At 71.7% G+C, this 18359-nt stretch carries 20 protein-coding genes; 12 read left to right on the top strand and 8 right to left on the bottom strand.

Features of this window, described 5'->3' with window-relative positions:
• Positions 1-58: 58 nt before the first annotated feature.
• A complete protein-coding gene (locus tag ACFWPQ_RS14025) occupies positions 59-412 on the top strand; it encodes a DUF4229 domain-containing protein (protein WP_384033044.1) in 354 nt (117 codons plus the stop codon).
• A gap of 39 nt (positions 413-451) precedes the next feature.
• Positions 452-1090 (top strand): TetR/AcrR family transcriptional regulator, encoded by a 639-nt coding sequence (locus ACFWPQ_RS14020; RefSeq protein WP_384033042.1) that lies wholly within the window; start codon positions 452-454, stop codon positions 1088-1090.
• 67 nt (positions 1091-1157) lie between these two features.
• Here ACFWPQ_RS14020 and ACFWPQ_RS14015 read toward each other — a convergent pair whose 3' ends face one another.
• Together ACFWPQ_RS14015 and ACFWPQ_RS14010 are read right to left on the bottom strand one after the other, a co-directional pair.
• Positions 1158-2459: a DUF6716 putative glycosyltransferase gene (locus ACFWPQ_RS14015; protein ID WP_384033039.1), complete on the bottom strand. Its 1302-nt coding sequence runs from the start codon at positions 2457-2459 to the stop codon at positions 1158-1160.
• A gap of 213 nt (positions 2460-2672) precedes the next feature.
• The gene (locus tag ACFWPQ_RS14010; RefSeq protein ID WP_384033036.1) at positions 2673-3563 is read right to left on the bottom strand and encodes a MaoC family dehydratase; all 891 of its coding nucleotides are present in this window, start codon (positions 3561-3563) and stop codon (positions 2673-2675) included.
• 348 nt (positions 3564-3911) lie between these two features.
• Between ACFWPQ_RS14010 and ACFWPQ_RS14005 the strand changes: the two genes are divergently transcribed.
• From ACFWPQ_RS14005 to ACFWPQ_RS13995, 3 genes are all read left to right on the top strand, one after another.
• Entirely contained in the window at positions 3912-5816 is a 1905-nt protein-coding gene (locus ACFWPQ_RS14005; protein ID WP_384033230.1) for an AMP-dependent synthetase/ligase, read from the top strand.
• Between the two features lie 203 nt (positions 5817-6019).
• Entirely contained in the window at positions 6020-7003 is a 984-nt protein-coding gene (locus ACFWPQ_RS14000) for a DUF1259 domain-containing protein (protein WP_384033033.1), read from the top strand.
• Positions 7004-7014: 11 nt separating this feature from the next.
• On the top strand, positions 7015-8223 hold the full coding sequence (locus ACFWPQ_RS13995) for a cytochrome P450 (RefSeq protein ID WP_384033227.1): 1209 nt from the start codon (positions 7015-7017) through the stop codon (positions 8221-8223).
• A gap of 12 nt (positions 8224-8235) precedes the next feature.
• On the opposite strand, the gene ACFWPQ_RS13990 is transcribed toward ACFWPQ_RS13995, so the two are convergent.
• Positions 8236-8964 carry a TetR/AcrR family transcriptional regulator gene (locus tag ACFWPQ_RS13990; RefSeq protein ID WP_384033030.1) on the bottom strand — a complete coding sequence of 243 codons (729 nt, stop codon included), beginning with the start codon at positions 8962-8964 and terminating at the stop codon, positions 8236-8238.
• A gap of 91 nt (positions 8965-9055) precedes the next feature.
• Between ACFWPQ_RS13990 and ACFWPQ_RS13985 the strand changes: the two genes are divergently transcribed.
• Both ACFWPQ_RS13985 and ACFWPQ_RS13980 read left to right on the top strand, forming a co-directional pair.
• Positions 9056-9925, top strand: coding sequence for an NAD(P)H-binding protein (locus ACFWPQ_RS13985; protein ID WP_384033027.1), 870 nt, complete (start codon positions 9056-9058; stop codon positions 9923-9925).
• Between the two features lie 49 nt (positions 9926-9974).
• Positions 9975-10706: a hypothetical protein gene (locus tag ACFWPQ_RS13980; protein ID WP_384033024.1), complete on the top strand. Its 732-nt coding sequence runs from the start codon at positions 9975-9977 to the stop codon at positions 10704-10706.
• On the opposite strand, the gene ACFWPQ_RS13975 is transcribed toward ACFWPQ_RS13980, so the two are convergent.
• Positions 10703-11119 (bottom strand): ATP-binding protein, encoded by a 417-nt coding sequence (locus ACFWPQ_RS13975; protein WP_384033021.1) that lies wholly within the window; start codon positions 11117-11119, stop codon positions 10703-10705. The two genes, ACFWPQ_RS13980 and ACFWPQ_RS13975, sit on opposite strands and share 4 nt — an antisense overlap.
• A 132-nt stretch (positions 11120-11251) precedes the next feature.
• On the opposite strand from ACFWPQ_RS13975, the gene ACFWPQ_RS13970 reads away from it, so the two are divergent.
• From ACFWPQ_RS13970 to kstD, 3 genes are all read left to right on the top strand, one after another.
• On the top strand, positions 11252-12118 hold the full coding sequence (locus ACFWPQ_RS13970; RefSeq protein WP_384033019.1) for a helix-turn-helix domain-containing protein: 867 nt from the start codon (positions 11252-11254) through the stop codon (positions 12116-12118).
• Positions 12115-12360, top strand: coding sequence for a DUF397 domain-containing protein (locus ACFWPQ_RS13965; protein WP_384033017.1), 246 nt, complete (start codon positions 12115-12117; stop codon positions 12358-12360). Before ACFWPQ_RS13970 ends, ACFWPQ_RS13965 begins: the two co-directional genes overlap by 4 nt.
• Before the next feature lie 176 nt (positions 12361-12536).
• Positions 12537-14315: a 3-oxosteroid 1-dehydrogenase gene (kstD, locus tag ACFWPQ_RS13960; RefSeq protein WP_384033014.1), complete on the top strand. Its 1779-nt coding sequence runs from the start codon at positions 12537-12539 to the stop codon at positions 14313-14315.
• A 4-nt stretch (positions 14316-14319) separates the two neighbouring features.
• On the opposite strand, the gene ACFWPQ_RS13955 is transcribed toward kstD, so the two are convergent.
• The 3 genes from ACFWPQ_RS13955 to ACFWPQ_RS13945 all read right to left on the bottom strand — a co-directional run bounded on the left by ACFWPQ_RS13955 (position 14320) and on the right by ACFWPQ_RS13945 (position 16206).
• The gene (locus ACFWPQ_RS13955; protein ID WP_384033011.1) at positions 14320-14985 is read right to left on the bottom strand and encodes a class I SAM-dependent methyltransferase; all 666 of its coding nucleotides are present in this window, start codon (positions 14983-14985) and stop codon (positions 14320-14322) included.
• 223 nt (positions 14986-15208) lie between these two features.
• On the bottom strand, positions 15209-15523 hold the full coding sequence (locus ACFWPQ_RS13950; RefSeq protein ID WP_384033008.1) for an AzlD domain-containing protein: 315 nt from the start codon (positions 15521-15523) through the stop codon (positions 15209-15211).
• Positions 15520-16206, bottom strand: a complete 687-nt coding sequence (locus tag ACFWPQ_RS13945; RefSeq protein ID WP_384033005.1) for an AzlC family ABC transporter permease — start codon at positions 16204-16206, stop codon at positions 15520-15522. Before ACFWPQ_RS13945 ends, ACFWPQ_RS13950 begins: the two co-directional genes overlap by 4 nt.
• Before the next feature lie 72 nt (positions 16207-16278).
• Here ACFWPQ_RS13945 and ACFWPQ_RS13940 point away from each other — a divergent pair, with 72 nt between their 5' ends.
• Positions 16279-16851 (top strand): helix-turn-helix domain-containing protein, encoded by a 573-nt coding sequence (locus tag ACFWPQ_RS13940; protein WP_384033002.1) that lies wholly within the window; start codon positions 16279-16281, stop codon positions 16849-16851.
• 94 nt (positions 16852-16945) lie between these two features.
• On the opposite strand, the gene ACFWPQ_RS13935 is transcribed toward ACFWPQ_RS13940, so the two are convergent.
• The gene (locus ACFWPQ_RS13935) at positions 16946-17149 is read right to left on the bottom strand and encodes a cold-shock protein (RefSeq protein WP_003992177.1); all 204 of its coding nucleotides are present in this window, start codon (positions 17147-17149) and stop codon (positions 16946-16948) included.
• A 327-nt stretch (positions 17150-17476) separates the two neighbouring features.
• Here ACFWPQ_RS13935 and ACFWPQ_RS13930 point away from each other — a divergent pair, with 327 nt between their 5' ends.
• Positions 17477-18328, top strand: a complete 852-nt coding sequence (locus tag ACFWPQ_RS13930) for a menaquinone biosynthetic enzyme MqnA/MqnD family protein (protein WP_384032999.1) — start codon at positions 17477-17479, stop codon at positions 18326-18328.
• Positions 18329-18359 lie beyond the last annotated feature (31 nt).

The raw sequence follows: 18359 nt of genomic DNA, 5'->3' as shown, positions 1-18359 counted from the left end.
CCCCGCAGCGTGCTTCACTGGACGGTGCCCCTTTTCGTCATCGGAAGACTGGATTGAGATGCTCCGCTACACGCTGATGCGCCTCGGTATCTTCGCGGGCTGCCTCCTCGTCGTCTGGGGCCTCGTCTACGCCGGCGCGTTCCCGCGTGGCTTCGGCGACTCCAACTTCTTCTGGGTGCTGCTGCTCTCCCTCGTCCTGTCGGCGCCGATCAGCTTCATCGTGCTGCGCAAGGAGCGGGACCGCGCCTCCGTGCAGGTCTCGCAGCGGGTCGACCGGATGAAGGCCAACATCGAGGCCAACCGCAGCCAGGAGGACGCGGCGGTCGACGAGGCGGACCAGGCGCAGGTCCAGGCGCAGACCGAGACCCAGGCCCAGGCCCAGGCCTCGGGGCAGGCCCAGGCCTCTTCCTGACCGGCTCCCCGGTCCCCGGCCCCAACTAGGCTTTGTCCCATGGGGACCGTCAAGACCAAGCGGATGCCGCGCGCGGTACGTGAGCAGCAGATGCTGGACGCCGCCGTGCGGACCTTCGGCCAGCGCGGCTACATGGCCGCGTCGATGGACGAGATCGCCGAACTCGCCGGTGTCTCCAAGCCGTTGGTGTACCTGTACCTCAACTCGAAGGAAGACCTGTTCGCGGCGTGCATCCGCCGCGAGGCCGGAGCCCTGACCGAGGCGGTCCGGACCGGCGTCGACCGCGAACTGCCCGCCGACCGGCAGCTCTGGGACGGACTGCGGGCGTTCTTCACGTACACCGCGGAACACCCCGACGGCTGGTCGGTGCTGCACATCCAGGCCCGCACCCACGGCGAGCGGTTCGCCTCCGAGGTCGCGGCGATGCGCGAGGAGATCGTCGCGTTCGTGACCCAGCTCATCGTCACCGCCGCCCGCGCCGCGCACCGCGACCCCGACCTCGGGGAGGGCGAGGTCGCGGGCCTCGCCGAGGCCCTGGTGGGCGCCGCCGAGTCCCTCGCGGCCTGGGCCAACGCCACACCGGGAGTGACGGCACGTCAGGCGGCGGCGACCCTGATGAACTTCGCCTGGGCGGGTCTGGGCAACCTGATGGAGGGCCGGCCGTGGTCCGCGCCGTGACCGGGGTCCCCGCCGTGACCGTGGTCCGCGCCGTGACCGGGGTCCCCGCCGTGACCGGCCCGGACCGTCAGACGGAACCCCAGCGGCGCAGGGCGGGCGCGAGCCGCTGACGGCCCACGCGGTACAGCTTCCCGGCGCCCCGCCCGGCGACCGCCCGTACCGCCTTCTTCACCCGTCCCCGGCCGCCGCCGCCCAGCGGTACCGGCAGCGGGCGGCCCCGCTCGTCGAAGCCGTTGTTCCGGAGGATGCCGTCGAGGTAGATGCCGGCGTTCTGCGGTGTGTAGTACGGGCGCAGCGGTGGCAACGGGCGCAGCGGGTCGGCTGCGCGCAGCTCGGCGATGCGGGCCCGGGCCGCGGTGTACGGGTCGCTCCTGCCGATGCCCTGGGCCGCCGCCCATTCCGGGTCCGGCTGCGGGAGCGCGCCCGCGTCGATGTCGTCCCAGGAGGCGAGGCAGCCGGAGTGCACGAAGTAGTGGTTGCCGTGGGCCTCGCGGACACCGAAGTCGGTGAGGATCGCGGTGGGTATCCGCCGGTGCATCGACTCCAGCGCGGCCGTCGAGCTGACCGTGACCAGCAGGTCGGTGCGGTCCAGCACCTCGGCCATGTTGCCGTAGACGAGCTGGAGGTTGGCGGGCGCGGGTTCGGCGAGGGCCTCGACCAGCTTCTGGTACGGCTCCCGCTCCTCGTGCGTGGTCTGCTCGCCGGGCCGGCTGCGCAGCTTGACCAGGACGAGCCGCTCCGGCTGCAGGCGGGCGTGGGCGGCGGCCCGCTCCAGGAGCCCGAGCCGGGACGCGCGGTCCTTGGGCACGGACGGCTGGGCGGCGAAGGTGACGGTGAACGGGCGGTCGGAGGAGGGCCGGTAGGGGGCGCCGCCGAGGAAGGGCAGGGCGCACTCGACGACCGAGTCGGGGCCGACGCCCACGCTCGCGAAGACGGAGCGGAACCGGCGGGCGTCGTGGTCGGAGTTGGCGAGGACCAGATCCGTGCCGGCGCGGGTCAGGAGACCGTCGACCATCTTCTCGTAGACCACGCCGACGTACCCGCTGACCGTGACCGGCCGGTGCAGCCGGCCCTCCCAGGCGAGCCCCAGGCTGTGGACGAGTGCCAGGACCGTGCCGCCGACGACCGCCAGCACGACGACGTCCGCGTTCGCCAGCTCCTCGTCGTCGACCAGTTCGGCGGCACGCAGCTCGCGCCGGGTGTCGGGCTCGATACCGATCTCGGCGAGCTGCCGTTCGGTGGGGGTGGACCGGCCCCGCAGGAAGTACGCGTCCAGCGCGTGCTCGGGGGCGATCTGCCGGGCCACCGACGCCCCCCATTTCCAGCGGGTGTCCGAGTCGGCGATTACTGCGACGCGTCTGGGAGGCATGCTCAGTGCCCTTCGTGCAATGGATCACAAAAGTGAGCAGAGGCTAAGGACGCTTTCTTGGCGCAGCATTAGGGAATCCTTCACGGATCCTTGGACGGGCTGGGTGTCCGATGTGAGGGGATCTTGGGGCACCGCTGCCACCTGCGGTTTCGTAAATGCGTGACAGGATACGCATAGAAAGGCGAAACACAGTCTTTGTGAGTTTTTAGTAGATCACGGGGCAATGCGTGGGCTGATGCTGCCCTCCACATGCACCCGGTCGCCGCTCCGCAATTGAAAGCGACCGCCCTCGGCGGCGTACTCGACCGTTCCCGGCAGTAGCACCGGTGCCCGGAACTCCGCCCGTACCTGCGCCGCCGTCGGCACCCCGTGCGCGGCGAGGCACCGGGCCACCGTCCACATGCCGTGCGCGATGGCCCGGGGGAAGCCGAAGAGGCGGGCGGTGAGCGGGTGCAGGTGAATGGGGTTGCGGTCCCCGGAGGCGGCACCGTACCGCCGGCCGACGTCCCCGGCGATCCGCCACTCCCCGACGACGGGCAGGAGCCCGGGCTCGTCCCGGACCGTCTCACCGGTGTGCCGTGTGCGATGCCGCGCCAGATACGTGCTCCGCGACTCCCATACGACGTCCTCGCCGGCCCGCACCGCGGTCACGACGGTGGTCTCGGTGCCCCGCCGGTGCGGGCTCAGCTTCTCCACGTGGACGGCCATGTCGTACGTCCCGTCCCCGGGTAGTTCGGCATGCCGCACGATCTCGATCGAGGTGTGCACCAGCCCCAGCAGCGGCAACGGAAACTCCCGCGCACTCATGAGCCGCATGGCCAGCGGGAACCCGAGCACATGCGGATACGTGATCGGCAGCCCGTCCTCACCGGTACCGAACCCGCAGACGCGTTCATAGGCGGCGAGCTTCGCGAGGTCGGGACGGACGTGGGGGAGGAGGAGCCGGGTGCGGGGGAGGTCGGCGTCGGGGGCGGGGTGCTTGAACGGTGACCGCAGCGCGCCGAGGGCGAACAGGGGGCCGAGGGACGGGGTGCGGTCAAGGACGATCACAGAGGCTGCCTTTCGACGCCGGTGCCGCAGCGGTCCGTCATGTCCGTCCCCCATGTCGCCCGATTCCTGACTCCGGAGTAAGGTTACCGTAGGTAAGTCTATGTCACAGCTGTCAAGTGCCGGGAAACGGGCCGAACGTGAAGGACCCTCACGTAACCTCCGGGATTGCACAGGCCCGTCCCCGGACAACCCCCGAAAACCCACAACCCCGCCACAGCGGACCCGTACGATCTCCAGCCTGAACCGCCGGTAACCCCTTTCCGAGGGGCGGTGCCGGTGAACGCCTCGGTGCGCGAGGCACGTACGTCATGCAGCAAGCAGTTCACCGCTGCACGCCCGAGGAGCCGCCCCGTGTCCACGTCCTCTTATCCGAACGCCGTCCCCGTAGCCCCGGGTACGGCGATCCAGGCCACGGACTACGACGGGAAGCCGATCCTGGTGGAGCCCCTCGTCCAGCGGCTGGACGGGGTGGTGCGGGAGGCGTACGTACCGCCGTTCGCGCCGCCGGTGCGGCACGGCTCCCTCGCCGACCTGCCGTTCGAGAACGCGGAGGCGGAGCCGGGCGCCGTGGTGCTCAGCCGCAGGTCGGGGGAGGACGACGGTGACTGGGAGCACGTGACGGCCGCGGAGTTCGCCGCGCAGGTGCTGGCGGTGGCCAAAGGGCTGATCGCGGAGGGGCTGATGCCGGGCGACCGGATCGCGATCATGGCCCGGACGACGTACGAGTGGACGCTCCTCGACTTCGGCGCCTGGGCGGCCGGCCTGGTGACCGTGCCGGTCTACCCGACCTCCTCGGTCTTCCAGACCCGCTGGATCATGCACGACTCGGGTGCCGTCGCCCTGGTCACGGAGACCAGTGCACAGGCCGCCGCGCTCGGACCCGAACTCGACCGGCTGCCCGACCTCAGGCACCTGTGGGTGATGGAGAAGGGGCATGTGGACCGGCTGGCCGAAGCCGGTGCGCAGGTGCCGGACGCCGAAGTGGGCGTACGGCGCGGCATGCTGGGCCCCGACACCCTCGCCACCCTCATCTACACCTCGGGCACCACCGGCCGCCCCAAGGGCTGCGCCCTCTCGCACGGCAACTTCTTCGCCGAGGTCGACAACGCGATCGAACTCCTCTACCCGATCTTCAAGTCGCGCAACGACGAGGAGGTCTCCATCCTCCTCTTCCTGCCCATGTCCCACGTCTTCGGGCGCATGGTGGCGATCGCCTGCATCCGCGCCGGGGTCCGCCTCGGCCACGCCCCCAGCCTCAAGGCCGAGGACCTCCTCCCGGACCTCGCCGCCTTCAGACCGACCTGCCTCCTGACCATCCCGTACATGCTGGAGAAGGTCTTCAACACCGCGCGGGCGAAGGCGGAGGCGGGCGGCCGGGTCTCGGTCTTCGACCGGGCCACCGGGGTCGCCCAGCGGTACGGCGAGGCGCTGGAGGCCAAGCAGACCGGCACCGGCAGCGGACCCGGCCGCGCCCTGAAGACGGCCCGTTCCTTCTACGACCCGCTCGTCTACCGCCGTATCCGCACCGCCATGGGCGGCAAGGTCCGCCACATCATCTGCGGCGGCTCCCCGCTGGGCCGCCGCCTCGCCGCGTTCTACGCCGGGGCCGGCATCGAGATCTACGAGGGCTACGGCCTGACCGAGACCACCGCCGCCTCCACCTGCACCCCGCCGCTCAAGCCCCGCCTGGGCACGGTGGGCTGGCCGATGCCCGGCACCAAGGTCCGGATCGCCGCCGACGGGGAGATCCTGGTCGCCGGCGACCACGTGCTGCGCGGCTACTGGGACCCGGCGGCCGGCGGGGTCGTCGCGGCCACCCGGGACGGCTGGCTGGCCACCGGCGACCTCGGCGAACTGGACGACGAGGGCTACCTCACCATCACCGGCCGCAAGAAGGAGATGCTGATCACGGCAGGCGGCAAGTCGGTGGCCCCGGCCCCGCTGGAGAACTGGCTGCGCTCGCACCCCCTCATCTCCCAGGTGATGCTGGTCGGCGACGGGCTGCCGTACGTCAGTGCCCTCATCACCCTCGACCGGGACGGCCTCACCCACTGGCGCCAGATGAACGGCAAGCACCCGGTGCCGCCGGAACTCCTCATGGACGACATGGAGTTGCGGGCCGTCCTGCAGCGCGCCGTCGACGAGGCCAACAAGCTGGTCTCCCGCCCCGAGTCCATCCGCCGCTTCGAGATGCTCCCCGTCGACTTCACCGAGGAGGCCGGTCATCTGACCCCCTCGATGAAGCTGCGCCGCGAGGTGATCATGAAGGACTTCGCGACGGAGGTCGAGGGCCTGTACGCGAAGTGACCGGCGGCCGCCGCGCGCGGCGGTCCGCGGCCTCGGTGTCCGGTGGTCTGCGGCCCCGGTGTCCGGTGGTTCGGGGTCCCGGTGTCCGGTGGTCTGCGGTCCCGGTGTCCGGTGGTTTGCGTTGGGCCACCTGGCCCACCTGGCGCGATGGCATCACGGGGACCGTCCGCGGCCCGTGATTCCATCGCGCCAGGAGGTACACCATGGCCGACGACCGGCAGCAGGACACCCACCCCCGACCCTCCACCACCCGGCGCCGCGTGCTTGCCGCGGGCGCCGTGGCCCCCGTCCTCGCAGGCGCGGCCACCCCGGCCGCCCAGGCGCTCTCCCGCGACCGCCCGCGCTCCCTGGCCGAACCCGAGATGACCGGCCTCGCCTACTGGGCGGACGTGGCCAAGGCGCTCGGACGGCCGGGTGACATGAAGCGGTTCATGTACCACACCGGCTTCCCCCGCCGGGACCTCAAGGTGGTCTCCCGGGGCGTGCGGATCGAGACCTCGCTGGCCCTCGGCACCCACGTCGCCTTCGTCCGCTACAAGGACGGCGCCCATCTGCTGATGGGCGACGCCGTGGTCACCGAGCACGAGATGGACGGCTTCAGCGACGCCGTCCTGGCGCACGGCATCGAGATCAACGCCGTGCACAAGCACCTCTTCGCCCACCAGCCCGCTCTGTGTTGGGTACATCTGCACGCCCACGCCCACGACCCGGTCCCCGTCGCCCGGGGGCTGCGCGCGGCCTTCGACCGCACCGGCACCCCGCCCGACCGGACGCCCCCCACTCCGGTCCTCGACCTGGACACCAAGGGCATCGACGCCGCGCTCCGCAGCAAGGGCGTCCAGGACGAGGGCATCTACAAGAGCGTCTGGGCACGTGTGGAGCGGATCGTGGACGGCGACATGATCCTGCCGCCCGGTCTCGGCTCGACGACCACCGTCAACTTCCAGCCCCTGGGCCGGGGGAAGGTCGCGGTCAACGGTGACTTCGTGATGACCGCGGGCGAGGTCCAGCCGGTCCTGAAGATCCTGCGCAAGGGCGGGGTCGGCCTGGTGGAGCTCCACCACCACAACCTCTACGACGAGCCGCGCCTGTTCTTCCTCCACTACTGGGCGATCGGCGACGCCCTGCGGCTCGCGAAGGACCTGAGCGCCGCCGTCCACGCCACCAACGTGGTGCCGTTCTCGTGAGCGACCGACCGATGAAGGAGACGAACGTGCAGCCGGTCAACTGCCCCTTCGGTTTCAGCAAGTCCCTCGACTTCGACCCGGCCCTGGCCGGCTTCATGGCGCGTGAGTCGCTCGGCACGATCCGGCTGCCGTACGGCGAGTCGGACGCCTGGCTGGTCACCAGGTTCGAGTCGGTGCAGCAGGTGACCACGGACCCCCGGTTCAGCCGGGCCGGGATCATCGAGCACGACTATCCGCGCCTGACGGCCGAGCCGATCGTCTCCCCCGAGTCGATCAACGTGATGGACCCGCCGCACAGCAGCCGGATCCGGCATCTGGCCACCCAGGCCTTCACCGAGCGCCACGTGGACCGCATGCGGGGCCGGATCACCCTCCTCACGGACCGGCTGCTGGACGAGATGGAGTCCGAGGGCCCGCCGGCCGACCTGGTCCGCCACCTGTCCAACACCCTTCCGCAGCACACCATCCTGGACCTGCTGGGCATCGAGCGCGCCGAGTGGCCCCGGATGGAGGAACAGGTCCACCGGCTGCTGGTGCTCGGAGCGGGCAACCGGGACGTCGCCCGCGCGGCCAAGGAGGACCTGACGGCCTACTTCAGCCAGCTCGTCGCCGAACGCCGGAAGAACCCCGGTACGGACATCATCAGCGTGCTCGCCGAGGCACGGGACGGCGAGGACCAGCTCGACGACCGGGAACTGGCCGTCCTGGCCCTGACCTTCACACTCAGCGGCCAGGACACGGCGACCTGCCAGATCAGCAACATCGCGTACCTGCTGCTGACCCGCCCGGAGCTGGAGGAGTACGCCCGCGAGCACCGGAAGGACCTGACGGACTTCCTCCACGAACTGCTCCGGTACATCCCCTTCCGCAAGGGCGTGGGCATTCCCCGGGTGGCGCTGGAGGACGTCGAGATGGACGGGGTGGTCATCCGGCGCGGCGACTTCGTCCACGTGTCCTACCTGGCGGCCAACCGCGACCCGGACCGCTATCCGGATCCGCACGCGATCGTGCCCGACCGAACCGTCGCTCCCCACATGACCTTCGGCTGGGGCGGCCACCGGTGTGTCGCGGTCCCCCTGGCGATGGCCGAACTGGAGGTCGCCGTGGACCGCCTCCTGGACCGCTTCCCCACGCTCCGCCTGGCGGTACGCCCGGAGGAGGTCCGCTGGGACACCGACACCATCCGCCGGTTCCCCCTGGAGCTGCCGGTGGCCTGGTAGCCGTACGACCCGTCAGGAATCGGTGGCCAGGCGGTCCAGCCACTCGCTCATGAGGTGCTGTTCGGCCGGGCTGAGGGCCGTCTGGTCGGAGAGGGAGGCGCGCAGGGCGCGGGCGGCGCCGGCGGGGCCGGTCGTGCGTACGGCGGGCTTCTCCGTGGTGACGGCCGTGACCATCGCCTCGCGGAGGGTCGTCAGCAGGGCCGGGTCGCGCTCGGCCGCCGGCATGGACAGCCAGGTGAGGACGGCGCCGCGGGCCGTGGCGTGGATGACGTCGGCCGCGAGCGCCTCGCCGACCCGCAGCCGGCCGCCGACGGCCAGCCGCCGGACCCGGCCCTTCAGGATCTCCAGCCCGGTCCGGAAGGCGGGCGAGTCGCTGCGTGAGACGTCGCCGTACATGAGCGCGTACAGCGCCGGGTTCTCCAGCCCGAACCGGACCGCGAGGTCCCAGCTGTCCCGCAGGTCCTGGATCGGGTCCTCGGGGTCCGGGACGACGCGCTTGCTCGCGAGGAACGCGGCGAAGCCGTGCTCGGCCACCGCCTCCAGCAGCCCCTCCTTGTCGCCGAACAGCCGGTAGATGGCCGGGGCCTGGAGCCCGGCGGCGACGGCGACCGCGCGGGTGGTGACGGCGTCCCGCCCCTCGCGCTCCAGCAGCCCGATGGCGGCGTCGATGACGCGCTGCCGGGTGTCGGGGGCGGCGGAGCCGGTGGCGGCGGCGGTCGTGTCACGTGGTCCCGATGGCATGTATCAACGATATCGCGCACTTGATTCCATCGTTAGTATCAGTGTTACTCTGAAGACGTTTCCATTGTTACTGCCATCGCTGGAGGACATCGTGATCATCGTGACCGGAGCCACCGGACAGCTCGGCGGCCGGATCGTGGAGCGGCTGCTGGACCGCATACCGGCCGCGGGGGTCGGCGTCAGCGTGCGCGACCCGGAGAAGGCGCGGTCCCTCGTGGACCGGGGCGTGCGGGTGCGGCAGGGCGGCTTCACCGATCCGGCCGGCCTGGCGCACGCCTTCGAGGGCGCGTCCCAGGTCCTGATCGTCTCCGTGGACCGGATGGGCGAGGAGGCCGTACGGCAGCACCGCACCGCCGTCGACGCGGCCGTCGCGGCCGGCGCCCGCCGGATCGTCTACACCGCCCACATGGGCGCGAGCCCCACCTCCCGCTTCCAGGCCTGCCGCGACCACGCGGCCACGGAGGAGGCCCTCGCCGCCTCGGGTGTCGCCTGGACCTCGCTGCGCAACGGCTTCCACGCGGACAGCGGGCTCGGCTTCCTCGCGCAGGGCCTGGATGCCGGGGAGGTCGCCCTGCCCGCCGACGGCCCGGTCTGCTGGACGGCCCACGCCGACCTGGCGGAGGCGGCGGCCGTGGTCCTCGCGGACGAGTGCCCCCGCTTCGAGGGGCCGACGCCCCCGCTGACCGCGACAGAGGCCCTCACCTTCGCCGACCTCGTCGCCCTCGCGGGCGAACTCACCGGCCGCCCGATCACCAGGACCACCGCAGCCGACGACACGTTCCGCGCGCACCTCGTGGCCGGTGGCGTCCCGGTCGAGACCGCCGACCAGCTCCTGGGCATCTTCACAGCCGCCCGCGAGGGCGAGTTCGCGACCCCCGACCCCACCCTGGCGAAGCTGCTCGGCCGCGAACCCGCCTCCCTGCGCACGCTGTTGCGAGAGCGCCTCGCCGGAAACCCGTAGGCCGGGCCAACCAGGTTTTCCCTTCCGGTTCCCGGGGCACGGCCGTGCCATGACCGATGACTTAGTGGCAGACGCGTTCGAGGGTCTCGGCGTCCCGTACTCCTCCGCCGCCGCCATGGCACAGCTCCTGCGCGACGACGTGACGGACACGCTCTGTGGGCTCTATCCGGGGGTGGAACACCTGGACGGGTCGCGTTGGCTGCTGGCGGCGGCGAGCGCCCTGCCGACGACCGTCCCGGCGATCGCGCAGACAATGATCCCCGGCCTCGACGAGCACCGGGCGCAGTCGGCGGCCCTGCCCGCCGTCCTCCTGCTGGGGCTGGCCGACGGGCTGGGCCGGCGCTCCCGCCTCCGTCCCGGCGGCGCGGGCCTCGCGGCGCCCGGCTCCAAACTGAAGAAGGCGGCCCGGACACGGGCCCCGGAACTGGTGGCCGGGGAACTGGCCGGGCAGGAGGGCCTGTGCCGGCAACTCGCGGGGCTCCTGCACTCGTCGGCGGTCACACTGGGTGCCTCCGACGACAATGCGCAGGGCGGCTGGGCCCTGCTCGCCGCCATGGAAGCCTGCCGAGTCCACCCCCTCCCCGAGCCCGGCCGCACCTCGACGACCCCCGGCGGGCAACTGGCCGGCCGGGCCTTCCGGCTGGGCCGGGCCCTGCTCTACGGCATGGCACTCGAACTGATCGGCACCGACCCCGGCGCCTCACCTCCCGCCCGGCGTTCCCTCCGGTCCCTGTTCTCGTTCGGGGCGGGCCGGGACACCGCTGCGCCCGAGACGCCCTAGAGAGCGAGCTCCGCCCACACCGTCTTGCCGACGTCCCGCTCCTTCACTCCCCACGCCCGCGCCAGCAGCGACACCACCACCAGACCGCGTCCGCCCTCCGCGCCCGCGTCCCGCACGAACCGCAGCCGCCGGTCGTCCCGTGCGTCGCTCACCTCGATACGGAGGGTGTTGCCGGGGGTGAGCAGGAGCAGTCGTACCTCGAAGTCCCGGCCGGGGACGCGACCGTGGGTGACCGCGTTCGCGGCGAGTTCCGCGGTGAGCTGCTGGGCTGTGTAGTTGAGGTCGCTGTCATGGGGATATCCCCAGGTGGCCAGCTGGTGGGCGACGAGGCGCCGGGCCAGCCGGGCGCCCCGCGGGGTGGCGCTCAGACGCTGGGTCAGCTCGGCGGCGGGGGTGGAGATTTCGGCGTTCACGTGACAGAGCGTGGCCGGTTCTCCGTACCCTGACCAGGGGCGATCACGCGACTCACGGTAGCCGTACGGGTGTGTCGGGTGAGGAGTACGGGTTGTCGGCCGTGACCACGACGACGTGAGGCGGAGGCGTACGTGACGGACGTACAGCAGGAGCGGCGGCCGGAGACACCGGCGGAGGCCGAGGGTACGACGGGGCTGTTCAGCGCACTGGGCAAGCAACTGAAGCTGCTGCGGGAGCGGAAGGGGCTCACGCAGAAGGAGTTCGGCGCGCTGGTGGGGTACGGGCCGGACGCGATCTCGGCGATGGAGAGGGGGGTGCGGGTTCCTCAGCCGGACATGCTGGTGAAGGCGGACGAGCTGTTGGAGGGCGGGGGGTTGCTCGGGGCGGCGGTGCCCGAGCTGAAGGAGGCGATGAAGAGGGCGCGGACGCGGCATCCCGAGTGGTATCGGGGATATGCGGGGCTGGAGGCGGAGGCGGTCTCGCTCTACGACTACAGCACGATGGGCGTCCTCGGGTTGTTGCAGACGGAGGACTACTCACGGGCCGTGTTCACCCAACGGCACCCACCCCTGGACGAGGACACGATCGAGAAGCGGGTGGCCGACCGGCTCTCGCGCCAGCAGATCTTCGAGCAGTGGCCATCACCCGAGTTCAGCTTCGTCATGGAACAGGCGGTGCTGGAAAGGCCGATCGGTGGACCCGAGGTTCACCGGGCGCAGCTTGAGCAGCTGCTGCGGATCGGGCGGATGCGGAATGTGCAGGTCCAGGTGATGCCTACGGGGCGCCACGAACATCCCTGCCTGGATAACTCGTTCACGTTGCTAACCCCCAAGGGGAAGGAGCAAGTGGGCTACATGGAGAGCCAGGGATATCCGCGGCTGATTACCGACCGAGAAGAGGTCCGCGTGCTCGCCGCCCGCTATGGGATCATCCGGGCGCAGGCACTCAACCCGCACGAGTCCCTGGACTTGATCGAGGAGATGCTGGAAGAGCGATGATCATAGAGAAGTTGAGCTGGTTCAAGTCGAGCTACAGCAGTGGCGAGGGCGGCCAGTGCCTCGAAGTCGCCTACCCCTGGCGCAAGTCGTCGTACAGCGACGGAGGCGGCGGCGAATGCCTCGAAGTCCGCACCGCCCCCTCCGCCATCCACATCCGTGACTCCAAGCGGACCGCCGATCCCCACCTCACCCTCTCCCCGTCCTCCTGGACGGCCTTCCTGGCGGTCCTCACCTCCTCGTAAGGGACGTGCACCACGGCCGGACCAGGCCCGGTCCCGTCTGCGCCCGCGTGGCGACCTCGCCGGGAAACGCCCCGGTGGCCCGCGCGAGCAGGTGCACGGCCCTTGACTTCACAAGACCCCCGCGGGACCTTCCCTCCCCAATCCTCATGTTTGCGTCAGGTCTGGAGGGAACGGTCATGTCGGTGAGCGCGGGACCCGGTGCGAGACCCACCCGGAGACAGGTGCTGGGCACCACGGCGGCGACGGGGCTGGCCCTCGCCGCCGGGGCGCGCGGCGTCGCGTCCGGTGCCGAGCTGCCGCTGCTCGGCACGTACGACGTCGTGGTCGTCGGCGCGGGGGCCGCCGGAATGACCGCCGCGCTCACCGCCGCCGCGCAGGGGCTCAGCTGCGTGGTGGTGGAGAAGGCGGCGACCTTCGGCGGCTCGGCGGCCCGTTCCGGCGCCGGGATCTGGATCCCCAACAACTCCGTCATCCTGGCCGCCGGGGTGCCCGACACCCAGGCCAAGGCGGCCGCCTACCTGGCGGCGGTGGTCGGCTCCGACGTCCCTGCCGCCCGCCAGCAGTCCTTCCTCGCCCACGGCCCGGCGATGCTGACGCAGGTCATGACATCCAGCCCGCTGCGCTTCCGCTGGATGGAGGGGTACAGCGACTACTACCCCGAACTGCCCGGCGGCCTCCCGAACGGCCGCTCCATCGAGCCCGACCAGCTCGACGGCAACCTGCTCGGCGCCGAACTGGCCCACCTGAACCCGCCGTACCTCCAGGTCCCGTCCGGGATGGTGGTGTTCAGCGCCGACTACAAGTGGCTGGCGCTGTCCGCCGTCAGCGTCAAGGGCGCCGCCGTCGCCACCGAGTGCCTGGCCCGCGGGACCCGGGCCGCACTGCTCGGGCAGACCCCGCTCACCATGGGGCAGTCGCTGGCGGCGGGGCTGCGCAAGGGGCTGCTGGACGCGGGCGTACCGGTGTGGCTGAACACCCCGCTGACCGGCCTCTACCAGGAGAGCGGGGTGGTGACCGGGGCGGTGGTGACCCAGGGCGGCACCGCCGGGCTGGTGCGGGCCAGGCGCGGGGTGGTCGTCGGCTCCGGCGGCTTCGAGCACAACGCGGCCATGCGGGCGCAGTACCAGCGGCAGCCGATCGGCACCGACTGGACCGTCGGCGCCAAGGAGAACACCGGGGACGGGATCCGGGCCGGGGCGGCGGCCGGCGGCGCGCTCGCGCTGATGGACGACGCCTGGTGGGGCCCGGCCATTCCGCTCCCCTCCGACCCGTACTTCTGCCTCGCCGAACGCACCCTCCCCGGCGGCCTGATGATCAACGCGGCGGGCCGCCGGTTCGTCAACGAGGCCGCGCCCTACAGCGACGTCGTCCACGTCATGTACGACCGCAACCCGACCGACCCCGACATCCCGGCGTGGCTGATCGTCGACCAGAACTACCGCAACCGGTACCTGTTCCGGGACGTGGCCCCGACGTTCGTGCTCCCCGACGCCTGGTACACCTCCGGCGCCGCGTTCAAGGCCTGGACCTGGGACGCCCTCGCCGCCGCCGTCGGCGTCCCGGCCGCCGCCCTGCGCACCACCGTCGACCGCTTCAACTCCCTTGCGGTGAGCGGCAAGGACACCGACTTCAAGCGCGGCGACAGCGCCTACGACCACTACTACACGGACCCGTCCGTACTGCCCAACTCCTGCCTGGCCCCGCTGTGGCTGCCGCCGTTCTACGCCTTCCGGATCGTGCCGGGCGACCTGGGGACGAAGGGCGGACTGGTGACCGACGCACGGGCGCGGGTGCTGCGCGGCGACGGGTCCGTGATCAACGGGCTCTACGCGGCCGGGAACGCGAGTGCCGCGGTGATGGGGCACAGCTACGCGGGCGCCGGGTCGACCATCGGCCCCGCGATGACGTTCGGGTACGTCGCGGCGATGGATCTCGCCGGGGCGCTCCCGGCGTGACCCGCTACCCGGCCACCGGTTCGGCTCCGGGGCGGCGGGCCGCCAGCAGGAAGGCCTGCGGGCTCGTCTCCCCGAGCGCCTCGTCCGGTTCGCGGACCGTCGTGGAGCGGAGGTCGAAGCCCGCGTCCCCCAGCAGCTCCGCCATCCGCTCCGGCCGCCGCCGCAGGAAGTCCAGCGTCACCGGATGCCCCCACGGCTCCTCCAACCGCCGGGCCACGTCCCCCACCTGGAACGCGAGGAGCAGCTGGCCCCCGGGCCTCAGCACCCTCCTGAACCCCCCGAACAGCTCCGGCAGCCGGTCGTCCGGCGTGTGGATGGACGAGTACCAGCAGACCACTCCGTCCAACGCCCCGTCCGGCAGGTCCAGTTCCAGCATCGAGCCCGGTACGAAGCGCAGGTCGGGGTTCTCGCGGCGGGCGACGGCGAGCATCGACTCCGACAGGTCCAGACCGAACACGGACAGGCCCAGGGCGGCGAGGCGGGCGGTGGTCCGGCCGGGGCCGCAGCCCAGGTCGGCCACCTCGCCGCCGGCGCCGACCAGTTCGGCGTAGGTGGCCAACAGGGCCCTCTCCAGGGGCCTGTTGACGAGTTCCGCGCGGAAGTGGTCGGCGTAGTCGTCGGCGATCGCGTCGTAGAAGGTACGGGTGGCGGTGATGAAGTCGGCGGTCATGCCCGCGGACCCTAACGGCCGCCACTGACAACGCCCGCCGGGACCGGGCGACGGCTGCCCGGACTGGGCGAGGCCTGCCCGGACTGGGCGAGGCCTGCCCGGACTGGGCGAGGCCTGCCCGGACTGGGCTGCGCCCGCCCGGACTGGGCTGCGCCCGCCCGGACTGGGCTGCGCCCGCCCGGACTGGGCTGCGCCCGCCCGGACTGGGCTGCGCCCGCCCGGACTAGGCGACGCCCGTCGCCCGCAGCAGTGCCGTCACCGCCGCGGCCGCGAGGACCACGACCGCGAACGGCGCCCGCCGCCAGGCCAGTACGCCCGCCACCAGCACCCCGGCCGGGCGGGCCCAGCCCGCGAAACCGCCGGCCTCGGTCAGCGCGCCGGTGGTCAGCAGGGCCACGAGGAGGACCACCGCCCCCGCCGACGCCAGCTCCTGGACCCGCGCCGGGATCTCCACCCGGCCGTGCAGCGCCGGGCCCACCAGACGGAAGGCGTACGTGCCGACCGCGAGGGCGAGGATCATGACCACCGTGGCGCTCATCGTCGTACCACCGGCAGGGCGGCGAGGGAGAGCAGGACCGGGACCCCGGCCGGGACGAGCGGGGTCACCGCGAGGGCGACCACCGCGCCGAGCAGCGCCGCCCGGCGTACCCCCGCGTCCGCCCGCAGCGCGGGCAGGACCAGGGCCACCAGTACGGCGGGGAACGCCGCGTCCAGTCCGTAGCGGGCCGGGTCGCCGAGGGCCGTGCCGGCGAGGGCGCCGACCAGCACCCCCGCGTTCCAGGCGGCGAACAGGCCGAGGCCCGAGATCCAGAACGCGGCGCGGCGGCGCGCCGGGTCCGGCTGGGCCAGGGCGAAGGCGACCGTCTCGTCGGTGACCAGGTGGGCGCCGAGCAGGCGGGTGGCACGGCCGGGGCCGAGGAGGTCGGCGACGGCGAGGCCGAAGGCGGCCGTTCGGGTGTTGAGGAGCAGGCCGGTGGCCGCCGCCGCCAGCGGGCCGCCGCCGGCGAGCAGCACGCCGACCGCGCTGAACTGGGCCGAGCCCGCGTAGACGACGAGGGACATCACGACCGGGACCCAGACGGGCAGGCCACCGGCCACGGCGACCGCGCCGAAGGAGACGCCGACGATCCCGCCGGCCAGCCAGACGAGTGAACTGTCCCGGACGAGCGAACTCCCCGTTCGGGCGCCCGGCGGAAGAGTGGTTCGGTGTGACGAACGCATGTTCTCTACAATGAACACGTAGAGTCGTGTTCGTCAAGGCGAACGGTCGTACCGATGGAGCGAACGAATCAGATGTCCGAGACACCCGACCGGCCGGACCGGCTTCCGATGGAGTGGATCGCCGGTTCGCTGAAGCGGGAGCGGGCCCGGGTCGGGCTCTCGCTGTCCGAGCTGGCCAAGCGGGCCGGAATCGCGAAGTCCACGCTGTCCCAGCTGGAGGCCGGCGGCGGGAACCCCAGCGTGGAGACGCTGTGGGCGCTCGGCGTGGCGCTGGGTGTGCCGTTCAGCGCGCTGGTGGAGCCGCCGGTGTCCGGGGTCCAGGTGATCAGGGCGGGGGAGGGGCCCACGGTCGCGTCGGAACGGGCCGACTTCGCCGCCACCCTGCTGTCGTCCTGCCCGCCCGGCGCCCGCCGGGACATCTACCACCTGCGGATGGAGCCGGGGGTGCCGCGGGAGTCCGAGCCGCACATTCCGGGAACGGTCGAACATCTCGTCGTATGCGGCGGGCAGGTTAAGGCCGGGCCACGCGGAGAAACCGTCGAATTGAACCCCGGGGATTACCTGACGTATCGCGGGGACGTGCCGCACTCCTACGAGGCGCTGCTGCCCGGCACCACGTTCGTGCTGGTCATGCAGCACGTCTGAGGGGGCGGTGGAAAGGCAGGAGCCCCGTTGCCTGACGGCACGGGGCTCCTTGGGTACTGCACTCAGTCTGCGATCAGACTTGGTTTGTCTGGGATCAGACGGGGGTGACGTTCTCCGCCTGCGGACCCTTCGGGCCCTGCGTGACGTCGAAGCTCACCTGCTGGTTCTCCTCGAGGGAGCGGAACCCGCTGGCGTTGATCGCGGAGTAGTGGACGAAGACGTCGGGGCCGCCGCCTTCCTGGGCGATGAAGCCAAAGCCCTTTTCGGCGTTGAACCACTTCACGGTTCCGGTAGCCATAAGCCCTCCTTGGGCTCAAAAGGGTCGCCCTGCTCCAGAACCTGCAAGTGTGAAAACAAACTAAGTGCCGCACAACTGCATATGTCTGAAAATGACGAGAGCCCGCGGTTACATGCTCCGCAGGCTCTGTACTGCAAGGGAAACCAAACTGCAACTTGCGGCGAGCCTAGCATGTGGGCAGCGGAAAGCAACAGAGGCCAAGATCACGTCACCCGGACGTTTGAATGGTCCCGAAGGCGGGTTGACCGTACGGGCGGCCTGCGCGTCAAGTGCGGTGGGGCGGGGGGCGGTCCCAGCACGGTACCCCATGGGGTCTAGTCTCGCGATGTGGACAATGCTCGCACCCGGCCGCGCGTCGGCCACATCCAGTTCCTGAACTGCCTGCCCCTCTACTGGGGGCTCGCGAGAACCGGCACCCTCCTCGACTTCGAGCTGACCAAGGACACCCCTGAGAAGCTCAGCGAGCAGCTGGTGCGCGGCGACCTCGACATCGGGCCCATCACCCTCGTCGAGTTCCTGCGCAACGCCGACGACCTGGTCGCCTTCCCGGACATCGCCGTCGGCTGCGACGGCCCGGTGATGTCCTGCGTGATCGTCTCGAAGGTGCCGCTGGACCAGCTGGACGGCCGCCGGGTCGCCCTCGGCTCCACCTCGCGCACCTCGGTCCGCCTCGCCCAGCTGCTGCTCTCCGACCGCTACGGCGTCCGGCCCGACTACTACACCTGCCCGCCCGACCTCAGCCTGATGATGCAGGATGCGGACGCGGCGGTGCTCATCGGCGACGCCGCCCTGCGCGCCAACCTGCTGGACGGCCCCCGCTACGGCCTCCAGGTCCACGACCTCGGCGCACTCTGGAAGGAGTGGACGGGCCTGCCGTTCGTCTTCGCGGTGTGGGCGGCGCGCCGGGACTACCTGGAGCGCGAACCGCACCTCACCCGCGAGGTGCACGGCGCCTTCCTCGACTCCCGCAACCTCTCCCTGGAGGAGGTCGCCAAGGTCGCCGAACAGGCCGCCCGCTGGGAGGCCTTCGACGAGGCGACCCTCGCCCAGTACTTCACCACCCTCGACTTCAGCTTCGGCGCGGCGCAGCTGGCGGCGGTGGCGGAGTTCGCCCGCCGGGTGGGCCCGACGACCGGCTTCGCGGCAGATGTGAAAGTCGAGCTGCTGAGCGCCCCGTAAGGGGCGCGGGGCTGTATCGGATATGCGGCTG

Source organism: Streptomyces sp. NPDC058464, assembly GCF_042721035.1.
Classification (GTDB): Bacteria; Actinomycetota; Actinomycetes; order Streptomycetales; family Streptomycetaceae; genus Streptomyces.
The sequence above is the reverse complement of the archived record's forward strand: the minus strand, read 5'-3'. Positions and strand labels throughout refer to the sequence as shown.